Consider the following 21037-nt stretch of genomic DNA (forward strand, 5'->3'; position numbering starts at 1 on the left):
ATGCGTGCCCTGCTCGCGCTGACCCGGGTCGAATCGCTCCTGTTCCTGCGCAACCCCACGATGCTGTTCATGGCGCTGCTGCTGCCCAGTGGCCTGCTGCTGTTGCAGGCCTACATCATCCCCGGCACCCGCACCCCGCTCGGGCAGGGCGGGCTGAGCGCCATGGACCACCTGGTGGTGCTGGCCCTGGTGGTCGGGGCCACCAGCGTGGCCATCACGAACTACCCCTCCTCGGTGGCCGGGTACCGGGAGAACGGGGTGCTGCGCAAGCTGGACACCACCCCGGCCGGGCCGTTCCGGCTGCTGCTGGCCCAGTGGATCATCGCCCTGATCTCGCTGGTTGCCGCGGCCGGGCTGGCCCTGGCGATCGCCTCGGTGAGCTTCGGGCTGCTGGCCCCACGCCACCCGGGCATGGTGCTGGCCGTGTTCGTTGGCGGCAGCGTGTCCATGATGGCGCTCGGTTCGCTGATTGCCGCGCGCGCGGCGAGCGCCCAGATCGCCTACGGGGTGGGACTGCTGGTGTTCATGCTCAGCCTGTTCGCGGCCGGGTTGTGGACCCCGGGGCCGCTGATGCCCGATGCGCTGGAACCGGTCGTGGGGCTGACCCCGGCCGGGGCGATGGCCCAATCGCTGCAGGCGGCCTGGTTTGAGGCGGATGTGTCCCTTGGGCCGTTGGCCGTCTTCGCGGTGTGGACCGCGGGCTGTGCGCTGATCGCCGCCCGGATCTTCCGCTGGCGCTAGCCTGGCCGGACCGCATAGCACCGTCACCTATTGAATTTCGCAGTCAGGGGAGTACATCATGCGCAAGTTGGTCGCCGTCGAGTTCCTGTCCGTGGACGGGGTCATGCAGGGACTGGGCTCACCGGATGAGGACCGCAGCGGCGGATTCGTACACGGCGGCTGGGGTGCGCGCTACGCCCCGGCCATCCACGCGGCGCTCGGCGCGCAGGGGCTGGAAGCCACCACCGCCTACCTGTTCGGGCGGCGCACCTACGAGAAAATGGCCGCCTACTGGCCGTTCGTGGGCAGGCACAACCCCATCGCCGCGCACATGAACCAGGCGCCAAAGTACGTGGCCAGCACGAGGCTGCGGGATCCGGCCTGGCGGCACACGGAAGTGATTGCCGGTGAGGTGGGCGAGAAGGTGCGCCGGCTGAAGTCCGAAGGGCAGGGGGAGATGGTGATCCTGGGCAGTGGCATGCTCACCCGCCAGTTGCTGGCTGAGGATCTCATCGACAGCCTGCGCCTGTTCGTACATCCGCTGCTGCTCGGTGCCGGCAAGCAACTCTTCGGGCCATTGCCAGCGCCCCGCCAACTGCGGCTGACCGGATGCCAGGCCAGCGAGCTGGGCAGCCTGATCCTCTCCTACGACGTGGAACCGAACCACTGAAGCTCAGTGCTCGAGTACCTGGTGCCCCTGAGCCGAGGGCAGGCGGGCGGCCACGGCGCTAAGCTCCACCAGCGCGCCGGGCACGCCGAGGCCTGCGACAAACGCCGCGGTGACCAGGGGTGGTTCCGCACCGGCCAGCCGGGAGGCGATCACCCCGTACGCGGCCCGGGGTTCCACCCCTTCGATGAGCAGCACGTTCCACTGGATGACGTCCGCCAGTCCTGCCCCGGCCGCGGCGAGCGCTGTTTCGGCGTTGTCCAGCGCCCGGCTCACCTGCACCGCAATCTCGCCGTCGCCGATCAGGGCGCCGGTCTCATCCACTGAGTTCTGCCCGCCCACATAGATGGTGCTGGCCCCGCCGGGACGATGGCGACATGGCTGAAGGCCCGGGAGTGCAGGAGCCCCGCGGGTCGCAGGCGCTGGATCTGGGGCATGGGGAATCCTCGCTTCGGGGGCGTGGGGCCGGGTCACCGAGTCTACCGGGCACGGACCGGCCTGGACAGGGAGTCACCAAGCAGGCGGCGCCCTCCAGGGGCCGGCGGCTATCAGTTGTGGCTGATCCCGTTCAGCCGCGCGTGCAGGGCCTTGACCTGGGTGCTCAGTTCCTCATCGGGTCCGGCGACCTCCATGCCGGGGGTCACCTCGTTGATGGGCAACGGCTTCACCGGGCCGGGTTCCGCGCCCCATTCGCCGTGCCATTCCATCAACTGCCGGCTGCTGCTGGCGTAGACGATGCGCCCCAGCCCCACCCACGCGTGGGCGGCCGAACACATGGGGCAGTGCTCCCCGGAGGTGTAGACCGTGGCGGCGGCACGTTCGGAGGGGTTCAGGTTCTCCGCGGCCCAGCGGGCGATCGCGAACTCCGGGTGGCGGGTGTGGTCCCCTTCGGCGACCCGGTTGCGGTCGGCGAAGCGCACCTGTCCCTGCTCATCGACCAGCAGGGAGCCGAAGGGTTCGTCCCCGGCCTCCAGCGCCTCACGGGCATAGTCCACGCATTGGGCCAGGAAGGTACGGTCGGTCTCGGTGATTGATGTGGAAGTAGCCATGCCAACACCTAACCACCCTCCGGTGCCAAAGTGAAGTATGACTAGGAACTTCTCAGATCCAGGACGGGTTCACAGATGGCGGTGCCTGCATCAGTCGATTCCGGCGTAGTCGTACTGGGCGTAGATCCGTACCGCGGTCCCCGCCACGTGGGCACCGGTGCAGGTGCGCCGCCAAATCAACGGATTCCACGCAACACATTGCTCGGTCTCCAAACCGAGATCCGTGGTGAGCCGTTTGGCGTCGGCAGCGGAGCCGGCCTGGACTTCAAGTTCCCGCCAGCACCCGCCGGAGGCGCACTGCAGCTCGGGCTCGCCCACAACCAGTTCCGCCGGCAGATCCGGGAACGCCGAGGTGCTGGGCACCGCGGCCTCATCCAGGCGCACCCAGAGTACCGCCGCCACCCAGATCAGCAGCAGCACGCCCAGCCCCGCGAGCGTTCGCAGAATCCAGAACAGCGTGCGCTTCGATGCGTCCCGTCGTGGGGTGTTCTGCCGCCGCTTGCCGTCCTCCATGCCTTGACCCTACGCCAGTCAAGCCGCGTGCTTAGCCGTGCCGGGGGCTGCGGCGGTATTATCGCGCCAAGTCACAGTAGGACTCGAAGCCTGTACCGGCCCGGAGGGATGTGACAGCATGGGCTGATCACATACCTCGCGTACGCCACAGCCTGGGTGCGCGGTAACAGCAACGCACGAGCACATCAGGAGCAGCAGTGAGCGCAGCACCGGGTGAGAAGACCCTGAACGAAATCAATGAACTGATCCGCCTCGACACCACCAGCCGGGACACCAACCTGCCGCTGATCGAGAAGGTCATCGACAAACTGCATGCCGTCGGGGTGGAGCACACCCTGATCCACAACGCCGAGGGCACCAAGGCCAACCTGCTGGCCACCATCCCCGCCCACGACGGAACTACCACCGGCGGCATCGTGCTCTCCGGACACACCGACGTGGTGCCGGTTGACGGGCAGGAATGGAGCAGCGAACCGTTCGAACCGGCGGTACGTGAGGGCAAGCTCTACGGGCGGGGCACCTGCGACATGAAGGCGTTCATCGGGGTCATCCTCTCCCGGCTGACCGAACTGACCAGTGCCCGGCTGAAGGAACCGGTCCACCTGGCCTTCTCCTATGACGAGGAGGTCGGCTGCGTCGGCGCGGTCGGGCTGGTGGAGAAGATCACCGAACTCGGCCTGGCCCCGCGCGGTGCGGTGGTCGGGGAGCCCTCCAGCATGCGGGTGATCCGCGGGCACAAGTCCATGAACGTGTTCAAGGTCGACTTCCACGGGGTCGCAGCCCACTCCTCGCTGCCCGGGGAGGGGCTGAACGCCATCTCCTACGCCACCCGCTTCGCCCGCTTTGTCGACGAGGTCTCCGCCGAACTGCGCCAGGGGGAGCGTGATGAGGCATTCATCGAACCGACCACCACCATGAACGTAAACCGCATCGACGGCGGCATCGCGGTGAACACCATCCCGGCGCTGTGCACCGTGTTCTTCGAATACCGTTCCCTGGCCAGTGTTGACCGCGAGGCACTGACCGCCCGGATGCGCGCCGAGGCCGAACGCCTGCGGGACGAGATGCGCCAGGTGAACCCGGCCGGCAGGGTCGACTTCAGCATCCAGGCCGGAGCTCCCGGGCTGGATACCGCCCCGGAGGCCGAAATCGTGGAACTGGCCGCCCGCTGGGGCGGGGAAACGGCTCAGGACAAGGTCACCTACGGCACCGAGGCCGGCCTGTTCGCCGGCGCCGGGATCCCCACCGTGGTCTGCGGCCCCGGCGACATCGCCCAGGCGCACGCCCCGGATGAGTTCATCGAGCTGTCCCAGATCACCGCGTGCGAACAGTTCATCGACGCGATGATCGCCGACCTGTCCCAGTAGCCCGCGCCGCACCCAACAGCCAGGAGGCACCCATGAGCCCACCGCGTGAAGTGACCGCACACCAGCTGAAGGCCGCCCGCAAGGCGGTCATTTCCTCCTCCATCGGGGCGGCGCTGGAGTGGTTTGACATCATTGTCTACGCCACCTTCGCCACGGTCATCGCCAAGATCTTCTACCCCGAGTCCAATCCGACGTTCGCGCTGATCCTTACGTTCGCCACGTTCGCGATCTCCTACATCATCCGCCCGCTGGGCGGGATGGTGCTGGGCAGCTACGCGGACCGCAAGGGCCGCAAGGCAGCGCTGACGTTGACCCTGATGCTGATGATGGTCGGCACGCTGATCATGGCCATCGCCCCGACCTACGAGATGGTCGGGGTGTGGGGTGCGCTGATCATCCTGCTTTCCCGGCTGATCCAGGGCTTCTCCGCCGGCGGCGAGTTCGGCACCGCCACCGCGTTCCTGATTGAGACCGCACCGCACAAGAAGGCGTTCTACGCCTCCTGGCAGGTGGCCAGCCAGGGCGCCTCGATGCTGCTGGCCAGCGCGTTCGGCTACGTGCTGACCACCCAGCTGTCCACCCAGGCCCTGGAAAGCTGGGGCTGGCGGGTGCCGTTCTTCGTCGGCCTGCTCATCGGCCCGGTCGGGTTGTACATCCGCGCCCGGCTGGAGGAGACCGAGGAATTCGTAGCGGCCGAGAAGGTCAAGGCGCCGCTGGCGACCCTGTTCGCCGGGCACTACGGACGGCTGTTGACCGGCTCGGCGATCATTGGGGTGGCCACCATCTCGGTGTACATGATCCTGTACATGCCCACCTTCGCGGTGACGAACCTGGGGATCCCGGCCGACGCCGCGTTCCTGGGCGGGGTGGCGGCCGGAACCATCACCCTGTTCGGGGTGCCGCTGGTCGGGCACCTGGCCGACCGGGTCGGTCCGGCCAGGGTGATGACCTATGCGGCGATCGCCGCCCTGGTGTTGGCCTGGCCGCTGTTCCGGCTGATGACCTCCACCCCGACCGTGCCGGTGATGGTGGTGGTGATCGCGCTGCTGGGCGTGATCATGTCCTTCTACTTCGGACCGATGCCGGCCCTGCTCTCCAACCTGTTCCCGGCCGCGATCCGCGGCTCGGGCCTGTCGGTCACCTACAACATCGGGGTGACGCTGCTGGGCGGCATCGCCCCGCTGGTGCTGACCTGGCTGCTGAGCGTGACCGGATCCCTGGACGCCCCGAGCCTGTACTACATGGCGATCGCGGTGATCTCGCTGATCGGGCTGGGCTTCGCCCGGCGCAAGTACGCGCAGCAGTAACCGCGCCACGGCAAGCAGAACGCCCCCGAAAAACCATCAAGCGGTTTTTCGGGGGCGTTCTTCGCGTGCGGAGAGTCTGCGGGTTCTTACAGTGCCACCAGCAGCACCGCGGTCCAGTGGCACAGGTAGGCCAGGACGGTGCAGGCGTGGAAGAGCTCGTGGAACCCGAAGACGGTGGGCAGCGGGTTGGGGCGCTTGAGCGCGTAGAACACCGCACCCACGGTGTAGAACAGGCCGCCGATGATGATCAGGATCATTACCGCGGGGCTGGCGGCAAAGAAGGCCGGCAGGTACATGACCGCGCCCCAGCCCAGCAGGATGTACAGGCTCACCGACAGCCAGCGCGGGGCGCCGGGCCACAGCGTGCGCACCAGCACGCCCAGCAGGGCACCGGCCCAGATGATGCTCAGCACGATGATCGCCTGCTTCAGCGGCAGGATCAGCCACGCCACCGGCGTGTAGGTGCCGGCGATCAGCAGGAAGATGTTCGCGTGGTCCGCCCGGCGCAGCCATGCGGTCTGCCGGGCACTCCAGTTCCCGCGGTGGTAAATCGCCGAGGTGCCAAAGAGCAGGATCGAGGTCAGGGCGAAGACCGCGGCGGTCCATTCGGCCGCCGTCCCATTGGCCAGCAACACCAGCAGCAGCCCCATGATGATGGACAGCGGCGTGGTCCAGGCGTGCAGGGTGCCCCGCCACCGGGTGCGTTCGGTGCCGAAGACCGGTCGGGGGATGCCAGGGGGCGTGGGAAGTGGGCGGTTGGCATGCGAGGACTGGGCGCTCATGATCACTCCTTGACGGGCCGGGGCGGAAGGCCGAAACGCTACTGTTGAGTATATTTCACCGGTCTGTGAGCGCACAGTGTACGTCTTTGGCGAATGCCGGGCGGCGAGCCGTGGGGCAGCGCCTGCCCACCCCTTCCGCCGGGAATGCTTCGGTGCTATCTTTAACTTTGTAATGCAAAGTGCTTGCCACTGGAAAGTCAGAAGGTTGTGAAAAGGACTCCGGCTTGGCAGCGTGCCGCGTATTTCGACACCCAGCAAGGGAATGGTTCACCATGGACGCCAACGAGAGCCACCTGGAACCCGCCGCCATCCTGCGCGGCATTGATGAACTAAGCGCCAGTACCCAACGGGCCATGGGCCCGAACACCAGCCTGCTCTACCTGTTGTGGGGAGCGGTGTGGCTGCTGGGGTTTCTGGCCTTCTACCTGGCCTTCATCCCGGGCGCCGAGCCGTTGCTGCCACTGTGGCTGGCGGCCCTGGTCGCCGGGATCCTGGTGGCAGGCGCCATCGTGTTCTCCGCGGTCCACTCCGCCCGCAGGGCCCAGGGCACCCGCGGACCGAGCATGATCCAGGGCGCCGTCTACGGCAACTGCTTCGCCCTGAGCTTTATCCTGGCCGGTCTGCTGGGATGGCGCCTGGCGGCCGCGGGGCTGGATGCGGCGGGACTGGCCTCCTACGCCCTGGCCGCCGCCTGCCTGGTGATCGGTTCACTGGCCGCGGTCGGGGCGTTGGTCTGGAACGACAGGGCGCAGCTGGTCACGGGCGGCTGGATTCTGTTGGTGGGTTTGCTCTCCCTGGCCCTGCCGTCACCACATCACCTGTTGGTCGGTGCCCTCGGCGGGCTGGGCATGATGCTGATCGGCGTGCTCCTGGCCGCCCGTCCGGCACTGGTGTCCGGTCCGGTGCTGCAGGTGGGCCATGTCTGAGCTGGACCCGGTGATCCACGCCCAGGCGCGACTGCGCACCATGACGGTGTTGAACACGCTGGGCGTGGGGGACACCATCGCCTTTCCTCGCCTGCAGGAACTGCTGCAGATGACCTCCGGCAACCTGGCCACCCACCTGCGCAAGCTGGAAGGCAGCGGTTATGTGAGCGTGGAGAAGGTCCTGGAGGGACGAAGCCCGGTGACGTACATCGGGTTGAGCCAGGAGGGCCGCAGTGCGTTCGCCACCTACAAGCGGCAGCTGCGCAAGCTCCTGGAATCCACCGGCTGATGCGTTCGGGGGAACGTTCAATCCCTGAGGTCGGTCTATCCCTGAGGTCGGTTAGGGGAGCAGGTCCTGGAGCAGGGCATAGAACTGCTCGTTGTTGAAGTAGGCGCCGTGGCTGCGGGGAAACGCCACCCCGTTATCCACCTGGTGGTCGCTGGCCTTCGCGCCGAACAGCCCGGCACTGCGGTAGGCCAGGAAGTCTCGATCGTCGTAGATGAAATGGGTGGGCGGGAAATCCGCGGGCAGCTGGTAGTCGGGGGGCAAAACGCCCGGCAGGCAGCGCATCGAGCTCAAAAAGCAGCCCCGATGCCGAGCCCACCGCGATGAGTTGTTTCACCTGGGGCAGGGGTTCGCCCAGGAGCAGGTCCATTACCGCCACGGCGCCCAGACTGTGGGCAATGATGATGAGGTCCTGGTCCCCGATGTCCAAAATTTGCCGGCGGATGAATTGACGCAGGTCCTCGCCGCGCGCCAGGTATTTCAGCACGTCTCCCACGGCGGGAGCCGCCTCCTGGGTCAGCTGCACTCGGCGCTTGGCCGCCCACCGGGTGGCGAAGCCCAGCACCAGTTCCAGCAGGGTGCTGGTCACGGTGGACTCGCTGTGTTCGGCCAGTTCCCGGGCCAGCAGTACCGCTGCTGCCTGCCCCTCAATGGCCCGGCGGTGCTCCCCGTCCACCGCCGCATAGCTGCCCAGCTGCCCATCCCGGTGCCGCAGGGCCAGTGCGGTGAATGCTCGGGCCAGCCCCTGGGCGTGTTCGGCGGCCGGGAGCGCGGCCCGGCCAAAACGGCTGAAGGATTCACTGGCCACCAATTCGGTGGCTGCCGCCAGTGCCGTGGACTCCAGGCCGGCATCACGCAGCGATCGGCTCAGCCCGGTATCCGGTTCCAGCCCGGCACCCAGCAGCCGCGCCAAATCACCTGGGTCCCGGGATTCGCCGCGGCCCGATCCCGCAGCGCGTTCTGGTGAGGTTCCGGGTTGCGTGCCGTCCTGGTGGCGGTGGGAGAGCGCCTCCAGCTCCAGCAGGGGATCGGAGTCCAGCAGCTCCCACAACTGGACATGCAATTGCCGCGGATCATGGACCACCCCGTCCTGGTCTGCCAGGGCTTGCGCCGTCGCCGACTTCCGCTGCGCCAACGCCTGAACCAGCAGTGAGCCAAACGCCGGTTCCATTCGCGTCGAGGCGTTTGCCAGGCTCTCGGAGGTGGCTGTTTCCAGGGATGGAGTATCCGGTTCGGCGCCGGGCACGGATATCCCGCCGGCCAGGAGGTTGGCGCCCACGGCATCGCCCCAACGGCAGGCATGCAGCGTGTACCCCGGACGCATCCGGTTCAAGTGGGCAGAGAGCTTGGCGAAGTAGTCATCGATTCCGGCGCCGCGCACTCCCATGCCGGGGATAAACAGAACGCTGGTCATCTCACCGCCCCTTCACCTGCGCGATGGTGGCGCAGGAGTGCGCCGTCTGCCCATTCTAGGAGCTGGGCCGAGGGTGGTGAAGGGTCGCGGTGTCCGAGCGTCGAGGGTCGGGAAGGGGCGGTCTCGTCTGCCGGGAAAGGCCGCGCTTAACGCGCGAGACCCGCCGCTTCCGAAAAGTATCCGGAAACGGCGGGCCAGCGGACCTGGGACCCTAACGGGCCGAGGCCAAGCAAGTGAGGCGGTTAGGCCCTCTTGCGGGTCAGTAGACCCCAGATGATCAAGACGACCAGGGCACCGCCAATGGCGAGTAGCCACGTGGACAACGACCAGAATTCGTTGATGCCCACTCCGAAAACGGCAGAGCCGATCCAGCCGCCGACGATGGCGCCTACGACGCCGAGCAGCAGCGTGACGAGCCAGCCGCCACCTTGTTCACCTGGCTTGATCGCCTTGGCGATGGCGCCGGCAATCAATCCCAATACGATCCATCCAAGAAATCCCATGGTTCACCCCACTGGTCTGAATGTTTGTAGTGGTCGGTTTTGATCCACTTAGTGGTGAGACTACGTGCTCATTCTCCGAAGTCAAAGCACTTCTTGGGAAACGTTCAGCATCTTTTTGTGCCGCGCTGGATCCTTCAAATCTTGAACCTGCACTTGAAGGTTAATAATCAGTTCTCCGGCCATTCAAACCCCTAGTGAAACTCGGGTTAGACCATAAAGTCCGTAGTTGCTGAAAGCCACTTGGTTCCCGGCACTGCCGGTGATGCTTGACACCCCTGCGGGGCAGGCCTAGTCTGAATAAATCAGATTTAAGTCGTGAGTTTTTGACTTAAGTCTGACATTAGTGGAACACAACGGAGTGAAGAGATGACACAGCAGGTCATGCCCATGGTCATTATGGGCGTATCCGGATGCGGCAAGTCGACCATCGGCGAACTTTTGGCCCAGCGGCTGGGCGTGGAATTCATCGACGGGGACGGCCTGCACCCCACGTCCAACAAGGACAAAATGGGTGCCGGGATCCCGCTGACCGACACCGACCGCGCACCCTGGCTGGAAATCATCGGCCAGCGCCTGGCCGAGCGCGACGCCAACGGCCAGCCGGTCATCATCGCCTGCTCGGCGCTGAAGCGCTCCTACCGGGACGCGATCCGCGCGCACGAGCCGGAAACCCGTTTCATTCACCTGGTCGGGGGCAAGGAACTGATCCGCGGGCGCATGGACGCGCGCGAACACGAATTCATGCCCTCCTCGCTGCTGACCAGCCAGCTGACCACGCTGGAAGTTCCCAACCCCGATGAACACGCCATCAGCGTGGACATCAACCAAACCCCCCAGCAAATCGTTGCCTACATCCTGGGCGAACTGGGCCTGGATAACCGCTAGCCGGCGCTGGCCCACCCTGCGGGGTCGACGTGTCGACCCCTTTTACCAACCATTGATCAAGGACGACAATGAACACTGACCTAGTCCTGAATTGGACGCTGAGTACCCCGGCGCTGCTGGGTCTGGCGGTGGCGGCCATCGCCCTGCTGCTGGTGCTGATCATCCGCTTCCGCGTCCACGCGTTCATCGCGCTGGTGCTCACCAGCCTGCTGACCGCCGTGGCCGCAGGCATCCCGGCCGGTGAAATCATCGGCACACTGACCTCCGGCTTCGGCGGCACCCTGGCCAGTGTGGCCCTGCTGGTGGGCCTGGGCGCGATGCTCGGGCGCATGCTGGAAACCAGTGGCGGCGCCCAGATCATGACCACCTGGCTGATCGACCGCTTTGGTGAGAAGCGCGCCCCGCTGGCGCTGTCGGTTGCCTCGCTGCTGTTCGGCTTCCCGATCTTCTTCGACGCCGGCCTGGTCGTCATGCTGCCGATCATCTTCACCGTTGCCCGCCGCCTGGGCGGCTCGCTGCTGTTCTACGCGGTGCCCGCGGCGACCGCGTTCTCGGTCATGCACATCTTCGTGCCCCCGCACCCGGGCCCGGTGGCCGCCTCCGGCCTGCTGAACGCGAACGTCGGGCTGGTGCTGCTGCTCGGCCTGATCGTGGCGATCCCGACCTGGTTCTTCGCCGGTCACCTGTACGGCAAGTTCGTGGGCAAGCGCTTCAACGTGGCCGTGCCGGACATCCTGAACGCGGCGCTGGGCGCGGAGGACAAGGACGAGTTCAAGTCCTCCCCGTCGGTGGGCACCGTCTTCAGCCTGCTGCTGCTGCCGCTGGTGCTGATCTTCCTGAACACCGGGCTGAACATGCTGGGCACCGCCGGCGTGGTGGACCCCGAGGCGATGTGGGTGCAGTGGCTGCGCCTGCTGGGTGAAACCCCGGTCGCGCTGATGATCTCGGTGCTGCTGGCCATGTACCTGCTGGGCTTCCGCAAGAAAAAGGACAAGACCCTGATCGAGACCGTCGTGGACTCGGCGTTGGGCCCGGTGTGCTCGATCATCCTGATCACCGGCGCTGGCGGCATGTTCGGCGGCGTGCTGCGCGCCAGCGGCATCGGCAACGCGATCGCCGACTCGCTGGAGCAGGTGGGCATGCCGCTGATCGTGGCCGGCTTCCTGATCGCCGCCGTGGTGCGCCTGGCCCAGGGTTCGGCCACCGTGGCGTTGACCACCGCCGCGGCCATCGTGCAGCCGGCCGTGCTGGACAGCGCGGACCTGAGCGCCTTCCAGGTCGCCACCATCGTGCTGGCGCTGGCCGCCGGCTCGGTGTTCGCCGGCCACGTGAACGACTCCGGCTTCTGGCTGGTCTCGCGCTTCTTCCAGATGGACGTGCCCACCACCTTGAAGGTGTGGACCGTGGGCCAGGCCCTGGTCGGTGGCGTGGGCTTCATCTTCGCGATGGTGCTCTACGGCGTGGCGACCATGCTCGCCTAGCAACACCACGCCCCGTTTCCGACGGCCGGTTCCAGCGCAACAGCGGTTGCGCCGGGACCGGCCGCCGGCTTTAAGGCCCCGGGCGGCTTGGTGTCACCTGCGCCATGCTTGCGCCACTGACCGGCGGGCCGCCCGGGGCAGGCCCGACTCCGTATACTCGTGATCCATGAGTTCGAAGCATCCCCACCTGTCACTGCCGGCCCTGAAACCGACCCTGCTGATGCTGCTCCTGCTGGCGGTGGCCGGTTTCGCCTCCTATGTCTTCAAGGAACCGATCTACCGTGGCATTTCCGGGGCGGCCGCGCAGTTTCCGGCGCTGGGACAGGTGGCCGCGGTGATCACCGAGCCGGGGCTGGTGGCCCTGGTGGTGCTCACCGGTGCGGTGGCGCTGTGGGGCTGGGCAAGGGATCGGGCGGCCTTCTGGCGCCTGGCCGGATCCGGGGTTGGGGTCATCCTGGCCTATGCGGCCAGTGAGGGGATCAAGCTGCTGGTGACCGAGGAGCGCCCCTGCCGGACCCTGGAAGTGGTCACGGTGCTGGCGTGCCCGGAGGCCGGTTCCTGGTCCTGGCCCTCAAACCATTCGGTGATCGCCGCGGCCTTCGCCACCGCCTGCGTGATGGCGGTGCCGCGCCTCTTGTGGATCGTGGCCCCGGCCGCCGGGCTGATTGCGCTCTCCCGGGTCGCGGTCGGCGCCCACTACCTGCATGACGTGCTGGCCGGGCTGGCGCTCGGGGTCCTGGTGGTGCTGATCTGCCTGGTGCTGCTGCGGCCGTTGATCGAACGCCTCGCGCCACCGGCCGAACTGCGCGAAACCCAACCCGTCGCGGTGGCCGAGCGCTAGGGCAGAAAGTGCTAGCGGGGACCGGCCGGGTCGATGAACAGCCGTTCCTGACCGGCCCAGATCCCGCAGATCTCGCTGTGGGTGCGGCGCATGATGTTCTCCATGTTCTGGCGCGCGGCCAGCGCATCGTGGTTGGACACCGCGTCGGCGACCGCCTGGTGCCAGGCCAGGGCCTCCTCGTGCGGGCGTTCGGGCATCAGACCCAGGTCGGTGCGCCCGCGCAGGGTCTCACCGATCGGGATGGCCAGGTTTGCGAACATTTCATTGCCGGAGGCGGCCAGCAGTACCGCGTGGAAGCGGATGTCCAGTTCCAAAAAGCGGCGCAGGTCCCCGATCCGGCCATAGTGGTTCATCTGCGCCGAAAGCGTCATCAGCTCCTCGCGGAACTCGGCCGGGGAGTACTGGGCGGCGAGCTCGGCGGCCATCGGCTCCACGGAGATGCGCAGCTCGGTCAGCGAGCGCAACTGCACGCCCTGCTGGTTGCTGGCCAGGCGCCAGCGGATCACCAGTGAATCGAACGGGTTCCATTTGCTCGGGCCCTGCACCCGGATGCCCACCCGCTTGGTGCTGGTCACCAAACCGCACTGGGCGAGCACGCGCACGGCCTCGCGGATCACCGAGCGTGAAACCTTCAGCTGCTGCTCCAGGTCGGCGGCAAGCAGGATCGTGTCCGCGGGGATGAATCCGCTGACAATTCGTGAGCCGAGGTGCTCCACCACGTGGGCATGCAGACTGGTAGCCATTGCCTCATCATATCCAAGCGATGCGCCCAAAACCCCCACCTCAGGGCACCGCAAGGCAAATAAATCAGATTTAAGTGGGCGGCGCCTCTGGGTATTGACCCGCCCGAGCGGTAGAATCAAAAACGTCACGAAGCCGTGCGGGCACGGAAGGTGCCCGGCGATGACGGCGCACCTTTCCGGTTACATATTGGAGAAATGATTTTATGCCTGCACAGATTGGCGTCACAGGTCTGGCCGTGATGGGCGCAAACCTCGCCCGGAACTTCGCCCGCAACGGATACACCGTTGCCCTGCACAACCGCTCGATCGGCAAGACCGATGCGCTGCTGGAGGCGCACGGTGACGAAGGCCAGTTCATCCGCACCGAAACCCTCGAAGAGCTGGTGGCCAATCTGGAAACCCCTCGCCGGGTGATGATCATGGTCAAGGCCGGCGCCCCGGTCGACTCGGTCATCGACCAGCTGGTGCCGCTGCTGGATGAGGATGACATCATTATCGACGGCGGCAACTCCCACTACACCGACACCCGCCGCCGCGAAGCCGCGCTGGCGGAAAAGGGCCTGCACTTCGTGGGCGTTGGCGTCTCCGGCGGTGAGGAAGGCGCCCTGTTGGGCCCCTCGATCATGCCCGGCGGCTCCAAGCAGTCCTACCAGGCCCTGGGCCCGATGCTGGAGAAGATCGCGGCCAAGGCCGATGACGGCACCCCGTGCTGCGCCTGGATCTCCACCGACGGTGCCGGGCACTTCGTGAAGATGGTGCACAACGGCATCGAATACGCCGACATGCAGGTCATCGGCGAAGCCTACGACCTGATGCGCCACGCCGCGGGCCTCGAACCGGACGAGCAGGCCAAGATCTTCGCCGACTGGAACCAGGGCGAGCTTTCCAGCTTCCTGATTGAAATCACCGCCGAGGTCCTCGGGCACACCGATGCCGCCACCGGCAAGCCGCTGGTGGATGTCATCCAGGACTCCGCCGGGCAGAAGGGCACCGGACGCTGGACCGTGCAGTCCGGCCTGGACATGGGCTCCCCGGTCTCGGCCATCGCCGAATCCGTGTTCGCCCGCTCGCTGTCCTCGCAGCGCGATATTCGCGCAGTGGGCCAGGAAGTGCTCCAGGGGCACACCGCCGAGGTGAACCTGCCGGAGAACTTCGTCGAGGACGTGCGCCAGGCGCTGTTCGCCTCCAAGCTGGTCTCCTATGCCCAGGGCCTGGACATGCTCACCTCCGCCGCCGGCGAATACGGCTGGGAGCTGAAGCTGGACGAGATCGCCGGGTTGTGGCGTGAAGGCTGCATCATCCGCGCCGCCCTGCTCAAGGACATCATGGCCGCCTACAAGGGCGAAACCAGCCCGGCCAACCTGCTGTTCACCCCGGCCTTCACCGAGGCGATCGGCAAGGCCGTTCCGGCCTGGCGCCGCGTGGTGGCCGTGGCCGCCCAGCTGGGCATCCCAGCCCCGGTATTCTCCTCCTCGCTGGCCTACTACGACGGCCTGCGCCGCGACCGCCTGCCGGCCGCGTTGACCCAGGGCCTGCGTGACTTCTTCGGTGCGCACACCTACCGCCGTACCGACAAGGAAGGCACCTTCCACACCCTGTGGAGCGGGGACCGCACCGAGATCTCCGCCGAGGACACCCACTAGGAAGCCTCTGCCGCACCCATGCGGGAAGCGGAATCGGCCGTGGCCTGGAAAGTTGAGCGACTTTCCAGGCCACGGCCTTTTTCATGTCCACGGGTGGTGGGCGCCCGCGGGCGCCGGGGGATCAGGAGTCGAGCAATTCCACCCCGTTGCGCAGCAGCTGCGCCGCTTCGCCCGGAACAATCCGGGCCAGGGCGAAGGCGGCCACCACCAGGCCGGTGAGCGTCTCGGCGAGTACTTCCTGGCGGTGCGGCGCGGCGTCGGGCAGGGCCGCCTGCACGCCGCGGGCCAGCGCCAAATGCAATTCACTGCGGTAGCTGGCAATGATTTCGGCGACCTGCTCGTCGCTGGCGATCGGGGCGTTGGCCGAATTGATCAGCAGGCACCCATTCGCCGCGGTAACCGAGCCCGGGTTGGCGAAGGTCTCGGCCAGGTCCCCAAGGTAGGTTTTCAGCGCGCCCGGCTGCACGCTGGGTTCGCGCAGAGGACGCAGGCGTGGGCGCACAATCTCCTCCAGATAGCTGTCCACGGCGGCGGCGAACAACCCGCGCTTGGAGCCAAAGGAGTTGTAGATGCTGGAGCGGCTGAGCCCGGTGGCCTGCTCAAGCTCGGGAATGGAGGCCGCCTCATAGCCGCGCGACCAGAACACGGCGCGGGCCTGCTGCGCCACCCGGGTCCGGTCAAAGGCTAGTGTTCTGGCCATCACGTTCCTCCAGTCTTTTCGTAACGACCATTCCAGTATATATTGGAATGACCGTTACAAATAGTGGTGGCGGATGTGACGAGCAAGCTCACCTTGGCTCCGAGTCATCCGCCGGTTGATAAACCGCCACTCGACCTGCAATCTCCGCGACGAAAGGTTCACCATCCCATGACCGACTTCAAGACCACCGAAATCCGTCTTGCCTCCCGCCCCACCGGCTGGCCCAGTGAAGAGAACTTTGACTTCGCCACCGTCGAGAATCCGCCCCTGGGGGAGAACCAGGTGCGCGTGCGCAACGAGTTCATCTCCGTGGACCCCTATATGCGTGGGCGCATGAGCAATGCCCGCTCCTACGTGGCCCCCTACGAGGTGGGCGAGCGCATCACCGGCGGGGCCGTGGGCCGGGTCGTTGAATCCACCTCCGAAGAACTGCCCGAGGGCAGCCTGGTCACCCACCAGCACGGCTGGTCCGACGGCATCCAGGCCGATGCGAAGACCTTCAAGAAGGTGCCCGAGATCGACGGGGTGCCGAACTCGGTGCGGCTGCACATCCTGGGCATGACCGGGATGACTGCCTTCGTGGGCCTGAGGGAGATCGCCGGGCTGAAGGAAGGCGAGACCGTGTTCATCTCCGGCGCCGCCGGCGCGGTGGGCACCGCCGCCGGGCAGATTGCCAAGCTGATGGGCGCCAAGCGGGTCATCGGTTCGGCCGGCAGCCCCGAGAAGGTCAAGCTGCTGACCGAAAAGTACGGCTACGACGCGGCCTTCAACTACAAGGACGGGGATGTGCGCGGCCAGCTGGCCGAAGCTGCCCCGGAAGGCATCGACGTGTTCTACGACAACGTCGGCGGCGAGCACCTGGAGGCGGCACTGGCCGAATTCAACGACGGGGGACGGGCCGCGCTGTGCGGCGCGATTTCCAGCTACAACTCCACCGAGGCGCCCGCGGGACCAAAGAACATGTCAAACATGGTCACCCGCGGACTGAAGATGCAGGGCTTCACCCTGGGCAACTACCTGTACGCCGCCGGTGACTTCAACGAGCAGATGAGCCAGTGGTTCGCCGACGGGAAGATCGTTTACGACGAGACCATCGTGGACGGCATCGAGAACACCGTGGATGCCTTCGTGAACATGATGAAGGGCGCGAACATCGGCAAGATGCTGGTGCGCATCTAGCCACACACTGAGAGCGCCATTTCCATTGAAAATCACTGGCGGCCTGTACTGAATGCTTGGTCAGTACAGGCCGTCAGTTGTTAATGCAACGGGAGCGAATACTATATGCGAGCGGCTCGGATCGTAATTGAGCCTTGTAGCGCTTACTCCGCTGAAGGTTCGGCGCTTCGGTTCTGAGTTATTGCATCTGCGAGGCTCGATTCAACGAAACGATCGGGTTCTGGGTTCCTATCTACATGTTTGACAAGTTTGCTTCCTACTGTATTGACCGCATCAGTTAGAGACTGAATTTCTTTGCGGACTAAATGCAGGTTGCCCTCTGGTGCGTCTCTCGCTTCGCGCCAGTCACGAGGGCGAATGTAGAAAGAAACGGGTTCAAGGGGGCCATACGGCCCTTCCGCGGTAACTTCTAGGCGGTACTGGGTCTCATCGTTCTCATCTTCGAGCAGATCGAAGCCTCTTCCTAAAGACCACCGAATAACTCGCCCTGGAGCCAACGACAGTATTCCTTCGGCTACCCTATTCTGCGCTACCCGGGTGGCTCCCGAGTACGACGGATGCTCTGGAATAGGGGGATCGATCGAAACCCGAACGTTACGGGCTAAAGTTGGACCTGCGTTACCTAGAACCAAATGGAGCATTGTCCCTTGTTGAACGTCCGGTTGAATGTCGGCCCAAACGTAAGGTTGCGCTGCCTGCCGCATCAGGTCTCGTTGAATTTCTGTCTGATCTTTAGCGGCTCTTGAAGCTTCATGCGCTGGCTTCAGAGCTACAAAAGCCGCTACCGCTGCGGACAACGCTCCGAAAGCTGCAACACCTGCAGCGAATGTGTTGAGATCCATGAGTATTTTCTTGTTCTCCTCAGGTTGGCTCACTTGCGCCGACGAATACGCGCGACGTCAGAAAAAGTGATTCTAATGCTCTGTAGCAGACTGGAACTAAGAGGAACGGTCAATAACATTTTCAGCTGCCCACGTAGCGGGCCAGGTGCTCACCGGTGAGGGTTTCCGCTTCGGTCAGCTGGCGCGGGGTGCCTTCAAAGACAATGCTTCCGCCCTCATGTCCGGCGCCCGGGCCCAGGTCGATGACCCAGTCGGCGTGGGCGATGACGGCCAGGTGGTGTTCGATCACGATGACCGTGTTGCCCTCATCCACCATCTGATCCAGCAGGGCCAGCAGCTTGTCCACGTCCGCCATGTGCAGCCCGGTGGTGGGTTCATCCAGCACATAGGTGCCGGCCCCCTTGCCCAGGTTGATGGCCAGCTTCAGGCGTTGGCGTTCCCCGCCGGAGAGCGTGTTCAGCGGCTGGCCGAGCTTCAGGTAGCCCAAGCCCACCTGGTTCAGCCGCTGCAGCATGGCCTTGGCCTTGGGGACCTTCAGCTGCTGATGGGCCTGTTCGATGCTCAGCTCGAGCACCTCGGTGATGTTCAGCCCGTCCAGCCGGTAGTCCAGCACTTCGGCGGTGTACCGCTTGCCCTCGCAGACCTCGCACAGCAGCGGCACCCCGGCCATGGAGACCAGGTCGGTGTAGGTGTAGCCCACCCCGTTGCAGTTCGGGCAGGCGCCCTCGGAGTTCGCGCTGAATAGGGCGGCCTTGACGCCGTTGGCCTTGGCGAATGCGGCACGGATCGGATCCAGCACCCCGGTGTAGGTGGCCGGGTTCGAGCGCCGGGAGCCGCGGATCGCGGACTGGTCCACCACCGCCACGTCCTCGCGCTTGGAAATCGTGGTGTGGATCAGTGTGGACTTGCCGGACCCGGCGACCCCGGTCACCGCGCACAGCACCCCGCGGGGAATCTCCACGTCCACGTTCTTCAGGTTGTGGGTGTTCGCCCCGCGGATCTGCAGCGGGTCCCGGCCCGGGCGGACCTGCTGCTTCAGCGGCACTGTGGCGGAGAAGTGCTGGCCGGTGAGGGTGTCGCTGGCCAGCAGCCCGGGCACATCCCCGGCGTAGGTGACCTGCCCGCCGTGGATGCCGGCCCCCGGGCCCAGGTCGATGACGTGGTCGGCGATCTTGATGACTTCGGGCTTGTGCTCGACCACCAGCACCGTGTTGCCCTTGTCGCGCAGGTCCGCCAGCAGGTGGTTCATCCGCTGGATGTCGTGCGGGTGCAGGCCCACTGTGGGTTCATCAAAGACGTAGGTGACATCGGACAGGGCGCTGCCCAGGTGGCGGATCATCTTCACCCGCTGCGCCTCCCCGCCGGACAGGGTGCCGGCGGGGCGGTCCAGGGAGATGTAGCCCAACCCGATCTGCACCATGGATTGCAGCACGGCCTTCAGGTTGCCCAGCAGGGGAGCGGCGTCGGGGATCTGCAGCTGATCCAGTACCGGGATCAACTCCGAGACCTGCATGGCGCTTAGCTGTGCGATCCCGTACCCGTCGATCTTCGAGGCCCGGGCCTTTTCGCCCAGCCGGGCACCGCCGCAGACACTGCACGCGGCGGTGGTGGAGATCCGCGCGATCCAATCGCGGATGTGCGCCTGCTTGATCTCCCGCCCGGAGTGGATGTAGTTGTTCTTGATCCGGGTGATCAGCCCGGAGTAGCTCATGTTCGCCCCGTTCAGCTTCACCTTGCCCGGCTCCTCGTAGAGCAGCCGCTCCAGCATCGGTGCGGGCATGTCCTTGAGCTTCACATCCAGGTCCGCCTCGGTGCCGGCGGTCAGGGTCTGCCACAGCCAGGCGCCGGGGGCGAAGTTCGGGGCGTTGATCGCCCCCTCGTTCAGGGTCTTGTCCCAGTCCAGCAGCTCGTCCAGGTCAATGCTCGCCTCGGTGCCGAACCCCTCGCAGGCGCTGCACGCCCCCTCGCCCAGGTTGAAGGAGTATGCCCCGGCCCCGCCGGCGCTGGGGGTGGAGTAGCGGGAGTAGAGCACGCGCAGCAGCGAGTAGGCGTCGGTGGCGGTGCCCACCGTGGAGCGGGAGTTGGCGCCCATGCGTTCCTGGTCCACCACGATCGCCGCGGTCAGGTTCTGCAGCACCTCCACGTCCGGGCGGGGCATGGAGGGCATGAACGTCTGGATGAACGCGGTATAGGTTTCGTTGATCAGCCGCTGCGATTCGGCGGCGATGGTGCCAAAGACCAGGGAGGACTTGCCCGAGCCGGAGACCCCGGTGAAGGCGGTGATCCGGCGCTTGGGGATGTCGGCGTCCACGCCCTGCAGGTTGTTCTCCCGCGCCTGGCGCACACGGATCATGTCATGGGTGTCTGCTGCATGCTGGCTCATGGACTTCAGCTTACTGAATCGTCGGGCCCGTCGACTTCTTGATTCCTGCCCATCCACCACCGGTGTTGCTGAGCAGGGGCCGTAACGCAGCCAGGGGTCTGCGGCACCGGGATGGTGCTGCGGGCCCCTGGGGCGGGTAGGGAACTAAATCCACATGGCCGGGTCAATGTATTCGGCCGGGTCCACCGCCGGCTTGCGCTCCTCCGGGGAACGCGGGCGGTTGCGCGCCGGGATGCCGGTGACAATCGAACCGGCCGGGGCGTCCTTGACCACCACGGCGTTCGCGCCCACCGCCGAGTCGTCCCCGATCACGATCGGACCCAGGATCTTCGCCCCGGCCCCGACCACCACCCGGTTGCCGATCGTCGGGTGGCGCTTGACCTTGGCCAGCGAACGCCCGCCCAGGGTCACCCCGTGGTAGAGCATCACATCGTCGCCCACCTCGGCGGTTTCACCGATCACCACCCCCATGCCGTGGTCGATGAAGAAGCGCCGCCCGATCGTGGCTCCGGGGTGGATCTCAATGCCGGTGACTGCCCGGTTCAGCTGCGAGAGCATCCGCGCGGCAAAGCGCAGGGACGGGTTCTGCCACATCCGGTGCGCGATCCGGTGCATCCAGATCGCGTGCAGCCCCGAGGCGGCGAAGAAGTTCTCGGTGTCGCTGCGCGTGGCCGGGTCGTGGGTGCGGGCAGTGGCCAGGTCTTCCCGTAGCCGGGAGATAAAACTCATGTGTTCACCTTAGGGGTCAAGGGCTGGCGACGTGCCATCGTGTCCCATTGCGGGAGGTCACACGACAAATCGGCGCG

The 21037-nt window shown here is 66.0% G+C and carries 22 protein-coding genes; 11 read left to right on the top strand and 11 right to left on the bottom strand.

Annotation, left to right across the window (positions count from 1 at the left end; translation table 11 throughout):
* Both GcLGCM259_RS06860 and GcLGCM259_RS06865 read left to right on the top strand, forming a co-directional pair.
* Positions 1-741, top strand: coding sequence for an ABC transporter permease (locus tag GcLGCM259_RS06860; RefSeq protein ID WP_138926170.1), 741 nt, complete (start codon positions 1-3; stop codon positions 739-741).
* Between the two features lie 58 nt (positions 742-799).
* A complete protein-coding gene (locus GcLGCM259_RS06865) occupies positions 800-1390 on the top strand; it encodes a dihydrofolate reductase family protein (RefSeq protein ID WP_138926171.1) in 591 nt (196 codons plus the stop codon).
* Between the two features lie 3 nt (positions 1391-1393).
* Here the strand turns inward: GcLGCM259_RS06865 and GcLGCM259_RS06870 are convergent, their stop codons facing one another.
* The 3 genes from GcLGCM259_RS06870 to GcLGCM259_RS06880 form a co-directional block, all read right to left on the bottom strand.
* On the bottom strand, positions 1394-1729 hold the full coding sequence (locus tag GcLGCM259_RS06870; protein ID WP_246049817.1) for a RidA family protein: 336 nt from the start codon (positions 1727-1729) through the stop codon (positions 1394-1396).
* A 206-nt stretch (positions 1730-1935) separates the two neighbouring features.
* Positions 1936-2436 carry a nucleoside deaminase gene (locus GcLGCM259_RS06875; RefSeq protein WP_138926172.1) on the bottom strand — a complete coding sequence of 167 codons (501 nt, stop codon included), beginning with the start codon at positions 2434-2436 and terminating at the stop codon, positions 1936-1938.
* 90 nt (positions 2437-2526) lie between these two features.
* Positions 2527-2949: a hypothetical protein gene (locus tag GcLGCM259_RS06880; protein WP_138926173.1), complete on the bottom strand. Its 423-nt coding sequence runs from the start codon at positions 2947-2949 to the stop codon at positions 2527-2529.
* Between the two features lie 197 nt (positions 2950-3146).
* Between GcLGCM259_RS06880 and argE the strand changes: the two genes are divergently transcribed.
* Together argE and GcLGCM259_RS06890 are read left to right on the top strand one after the other, a co-directional pair.
* Positions 3147-4316 carry an acetylornithine deacetylase gene (gene argE / locus GcLGCM259_RS06885; RefSeq protein ID WP_246049819.1) on the top strand — a complete coding sequence of 390 codons (1170 nt, stop codon included), beginning with the start codon at positions 3147-3149 and terminating at the stop codon, positions 4314-4316.
* A gap of 32 nt (positions 4317-4348) precedes the next feature.
* Complete coding sequence (locus GcLGCM259_RS06890; protein WP_138173818.1) at positions 4349-5623, top strand: MFS transporter; 1275 nt, start codon at positions 4349-4351, stop codon at positions 5621-5623.
* Positions 5624-5709: 86 nt separating this feature from the next.
* On the opposite strand, the gene trhA is transcribed toward GcLGCM259_RS06890, so the two are convergent.
* Positions 5710-6405: a PAQR family membrane homeostasis protein TrhA gene (gene trhA, locus GcLGCM259_RS06895; protein ID WP_138173820.1), complete on the bottom strand. Its 696-nt coding sequence runs from the start codon at positions 6403-6405 to the stop codon at positions 5710-5712.
* Positions 6406-6677: 272 nt separating this feature from the next.
* Between trhA and GcLGCM259_RS06900 the strand changes: the two genes are divergently transcribed.
* Positions 6678-7331: a hypothetical protein gene (locus GcLGCM259_RS06900; protein ID WP_138173822.1), complete on the top strand. Its 654-nt coding sequence runs from the start codon at positions 6678-6680 to the stop codon at positions 7329-7331.
* Positions 7324-7620 (top strand): transcriptional regulator, encoded by a 297-nt coding sequence (locus GcLGCM259_RS06905; protein ID WP_138173824.1) that lies wholly within the window; start codon positions 7324-7326, stop codon positions 7618-7620. Before GcLGCM259_RS06900 ends, GcLGCM259_RS06905 begins: the two co-directional genes overlap by 8 nt.
* Positions 7621-7753: 133 nt before the next feature.
* Here the strand turns inward: GcLGCM259_RS06905 and GcLGCM259_RS06910 are convergent, their stop codons facing one another.
* Positions 7754-9031 carry an RBBP9/YdeN family alpha/beta hydrolase gene (locus GcLGCM259_RS06910; protein WP_138173826.1) on the bottom strand — a complete coding sequence of 426 codons (1278 nt, stop codon included), beginning with the start codon at positions 9029-9031 and terminating at the stop codon, positions 7754-7756.
* Positions 9032-9273: 242 nt separating this feature from the next.
* The gene (locus GcLGCM259_RS06915; RefSeq protein ID WP_138173828.1) at positions 9274-9534 is read right to left on the bottom strand and encodes a GlsB/YeaQ/YmgE family stress response membrane protein; all 261 of its coding nucleotides are present in this window, start codon (positions 9532-9534) and stop codon (positions 9274-9276) included.
* 366 nt (positions 9535-9900) lie between these two features.
* On the opposite strand from GcLGCM259_RS06915, the gene GcLGCM259_RS06920 reads away from it, so the two are divergent.
* The 3 genes from GcLGCM259_RS06920 to GcLGCM259_RS06930 all read left to right on the top strand — a co-directional run bounded on the left by GcLGCM259_RS06920 (position 9901) and on the right by GcLGCM259_RS06930 (position 12741).
* A complete protein-coding gene (locus GcLGCM259_RS06920; RefSeq protein WP_138926174.1) occupies positions 9901-10419 on the top strand; it encodes a gluconokinase in 519 nt (172 codons plus the stop codon).
* A 68-nt stretch (positions 10420-10487) separates the two neighbouring features.
* Positions 10488-11900, top strand: coding sequence for a GntP family permease (locus GcLGCM259_RS06925; RefSeq protein ID WP_138926175.1), 1413 nt, complete (start codon positions 10488-10490; stop codon positions 11898-11900).
* A 166-nt stretch (positions 11901-12066) separates the two neighbouring features.
* Positions 12067-12741, top strand: a complete 675-nt coding sequence (locus tag GcLGCM259_RS06930) for a phosphatase PAP2 family protein (protein WP_217496564.1) — start codon at positions 12067-12069, stop codon at positions 12739-12741.
* An 11-nt stretch (positions 12742-12752) separates the two neighbouring features.
* On the opposite strand, the gene GcLGCM259_RS06935 is transcribed toward GcLGCM259_RS06930, so the two are convergent.
* On the bottom strand, positions 12753-13484 hold the full coding sequence (locus GcLGCM259_RS06935; protein WP_138926176.1) for a FadR/GntR family transcriptional regulator: 732 nt from the start codon (positions 13482-13484) through the stop codon (positions 12753-12755).
* A 203-nt stretch (positions 13485-13687) separates the two neighbouring features.
* Here GcLGCM259_RS06935 and gndA point away from each other — a divergent pair, with 203 nt between their 5' ends.
* Positions 13688-15127 (top strand): NADP-dependent phosphogluconate dehydrogenase, encoded by a 1440-nt coding sequence (gene gndA, locus GcLGCM259_RS06940; RefSeq protein WP_138926177.1) that lies wholly within the window; start codon positions 13688-13690, stop codon positions 15125-15127.
* 121 nt (positions 15128-15248) lie between these two features.
* Here the strand turns inward: gndA and GcLGCM259_RS06945 are convergent, their stop codons facing one another.
* Positions 15249-15827 (bottom strand): TetR/AcrR family transcriptional regulator, encoded by a 579-nt coding sequence (locus GcLGCM259_RS06945; RefSeq protein WP_138926178.1) that lies wholly within the window; start codon positions 15825-15827, stop codon positions 15249-15251.
* Between the two features lie 168 nt (positions 15828-15995).
* Here GcLGCM259_RS06945 and GcLGCM259_RS06950 point away from each other — a divergent pair, with 168 nt between their 5' ends.
* Entirely contained in the window at positions 15996-17006 is a 1011-nt protein-coding gene (locus GcLGCM259_RS06950) for an NADP-dependent oxidoreductase (protein WP_138926179.1), read from the top strand.
* 143 nt (positions 17007-17149) lie between these two features.
* On the opposite strand, the gene GcLGCM259_RS06955 is transcribed toward GcLGCM259_RS06950, so the two are convergent.
* The 3 genes from GcLGCM259_RS06955 to epsC form a co-directional block, all read right to left on the bottom strand.
* Entirely contained in the window at positions 17150-17848 is a 699-nt protein-coding gene (locus GcLGCM259_RS06955) for a DUF8453 domain-containing protein (RefSeq protein WP_138926180.1), read from the bottom strand.
* A gap of 121 nt (positions 17849-17969) precedes the next feature.
* The gene (locus tag GcLGCM259_RS06960; RefSeq protein ID WP_138926181.1) at positions 17970-20231 is read right to left on the bottom strand and encodes an ATP-binding cassette domain-containing protein; all 2262 of its coding nucleotides are present in this window, start codon (positions 20229-20231) and stop codon (positions 17970-17972) included.
* Positions 20232-20375: 144 nt separating this feature from the next.
* Positions 20376-20960 carry a serine O-acetyltransferase EpsC gene (gene epsC / locus GcLGCM259_RS06965; RefSeq protein WP_138173846.1) on the bottom strand — a complete coding sequence of 195 codons (585 nt, stop codon included), beginning with the start codon at positions 20958-20960 and terminating at the stop codon, positions 20376-20378.
* Positions 20961-21037: the final 77 nt, after the last annotated feature.

The sequence above is a fragment of the Glutamicibacter creatinolyticus genome, assembly GCF_006094275.1.
GTDB lineage: Bacteria > Actinomycetota > Actinomycetes > Actinomycetales > Micrococcaceae > Glutamicibacter > Glutamicibacter creatinolyticus.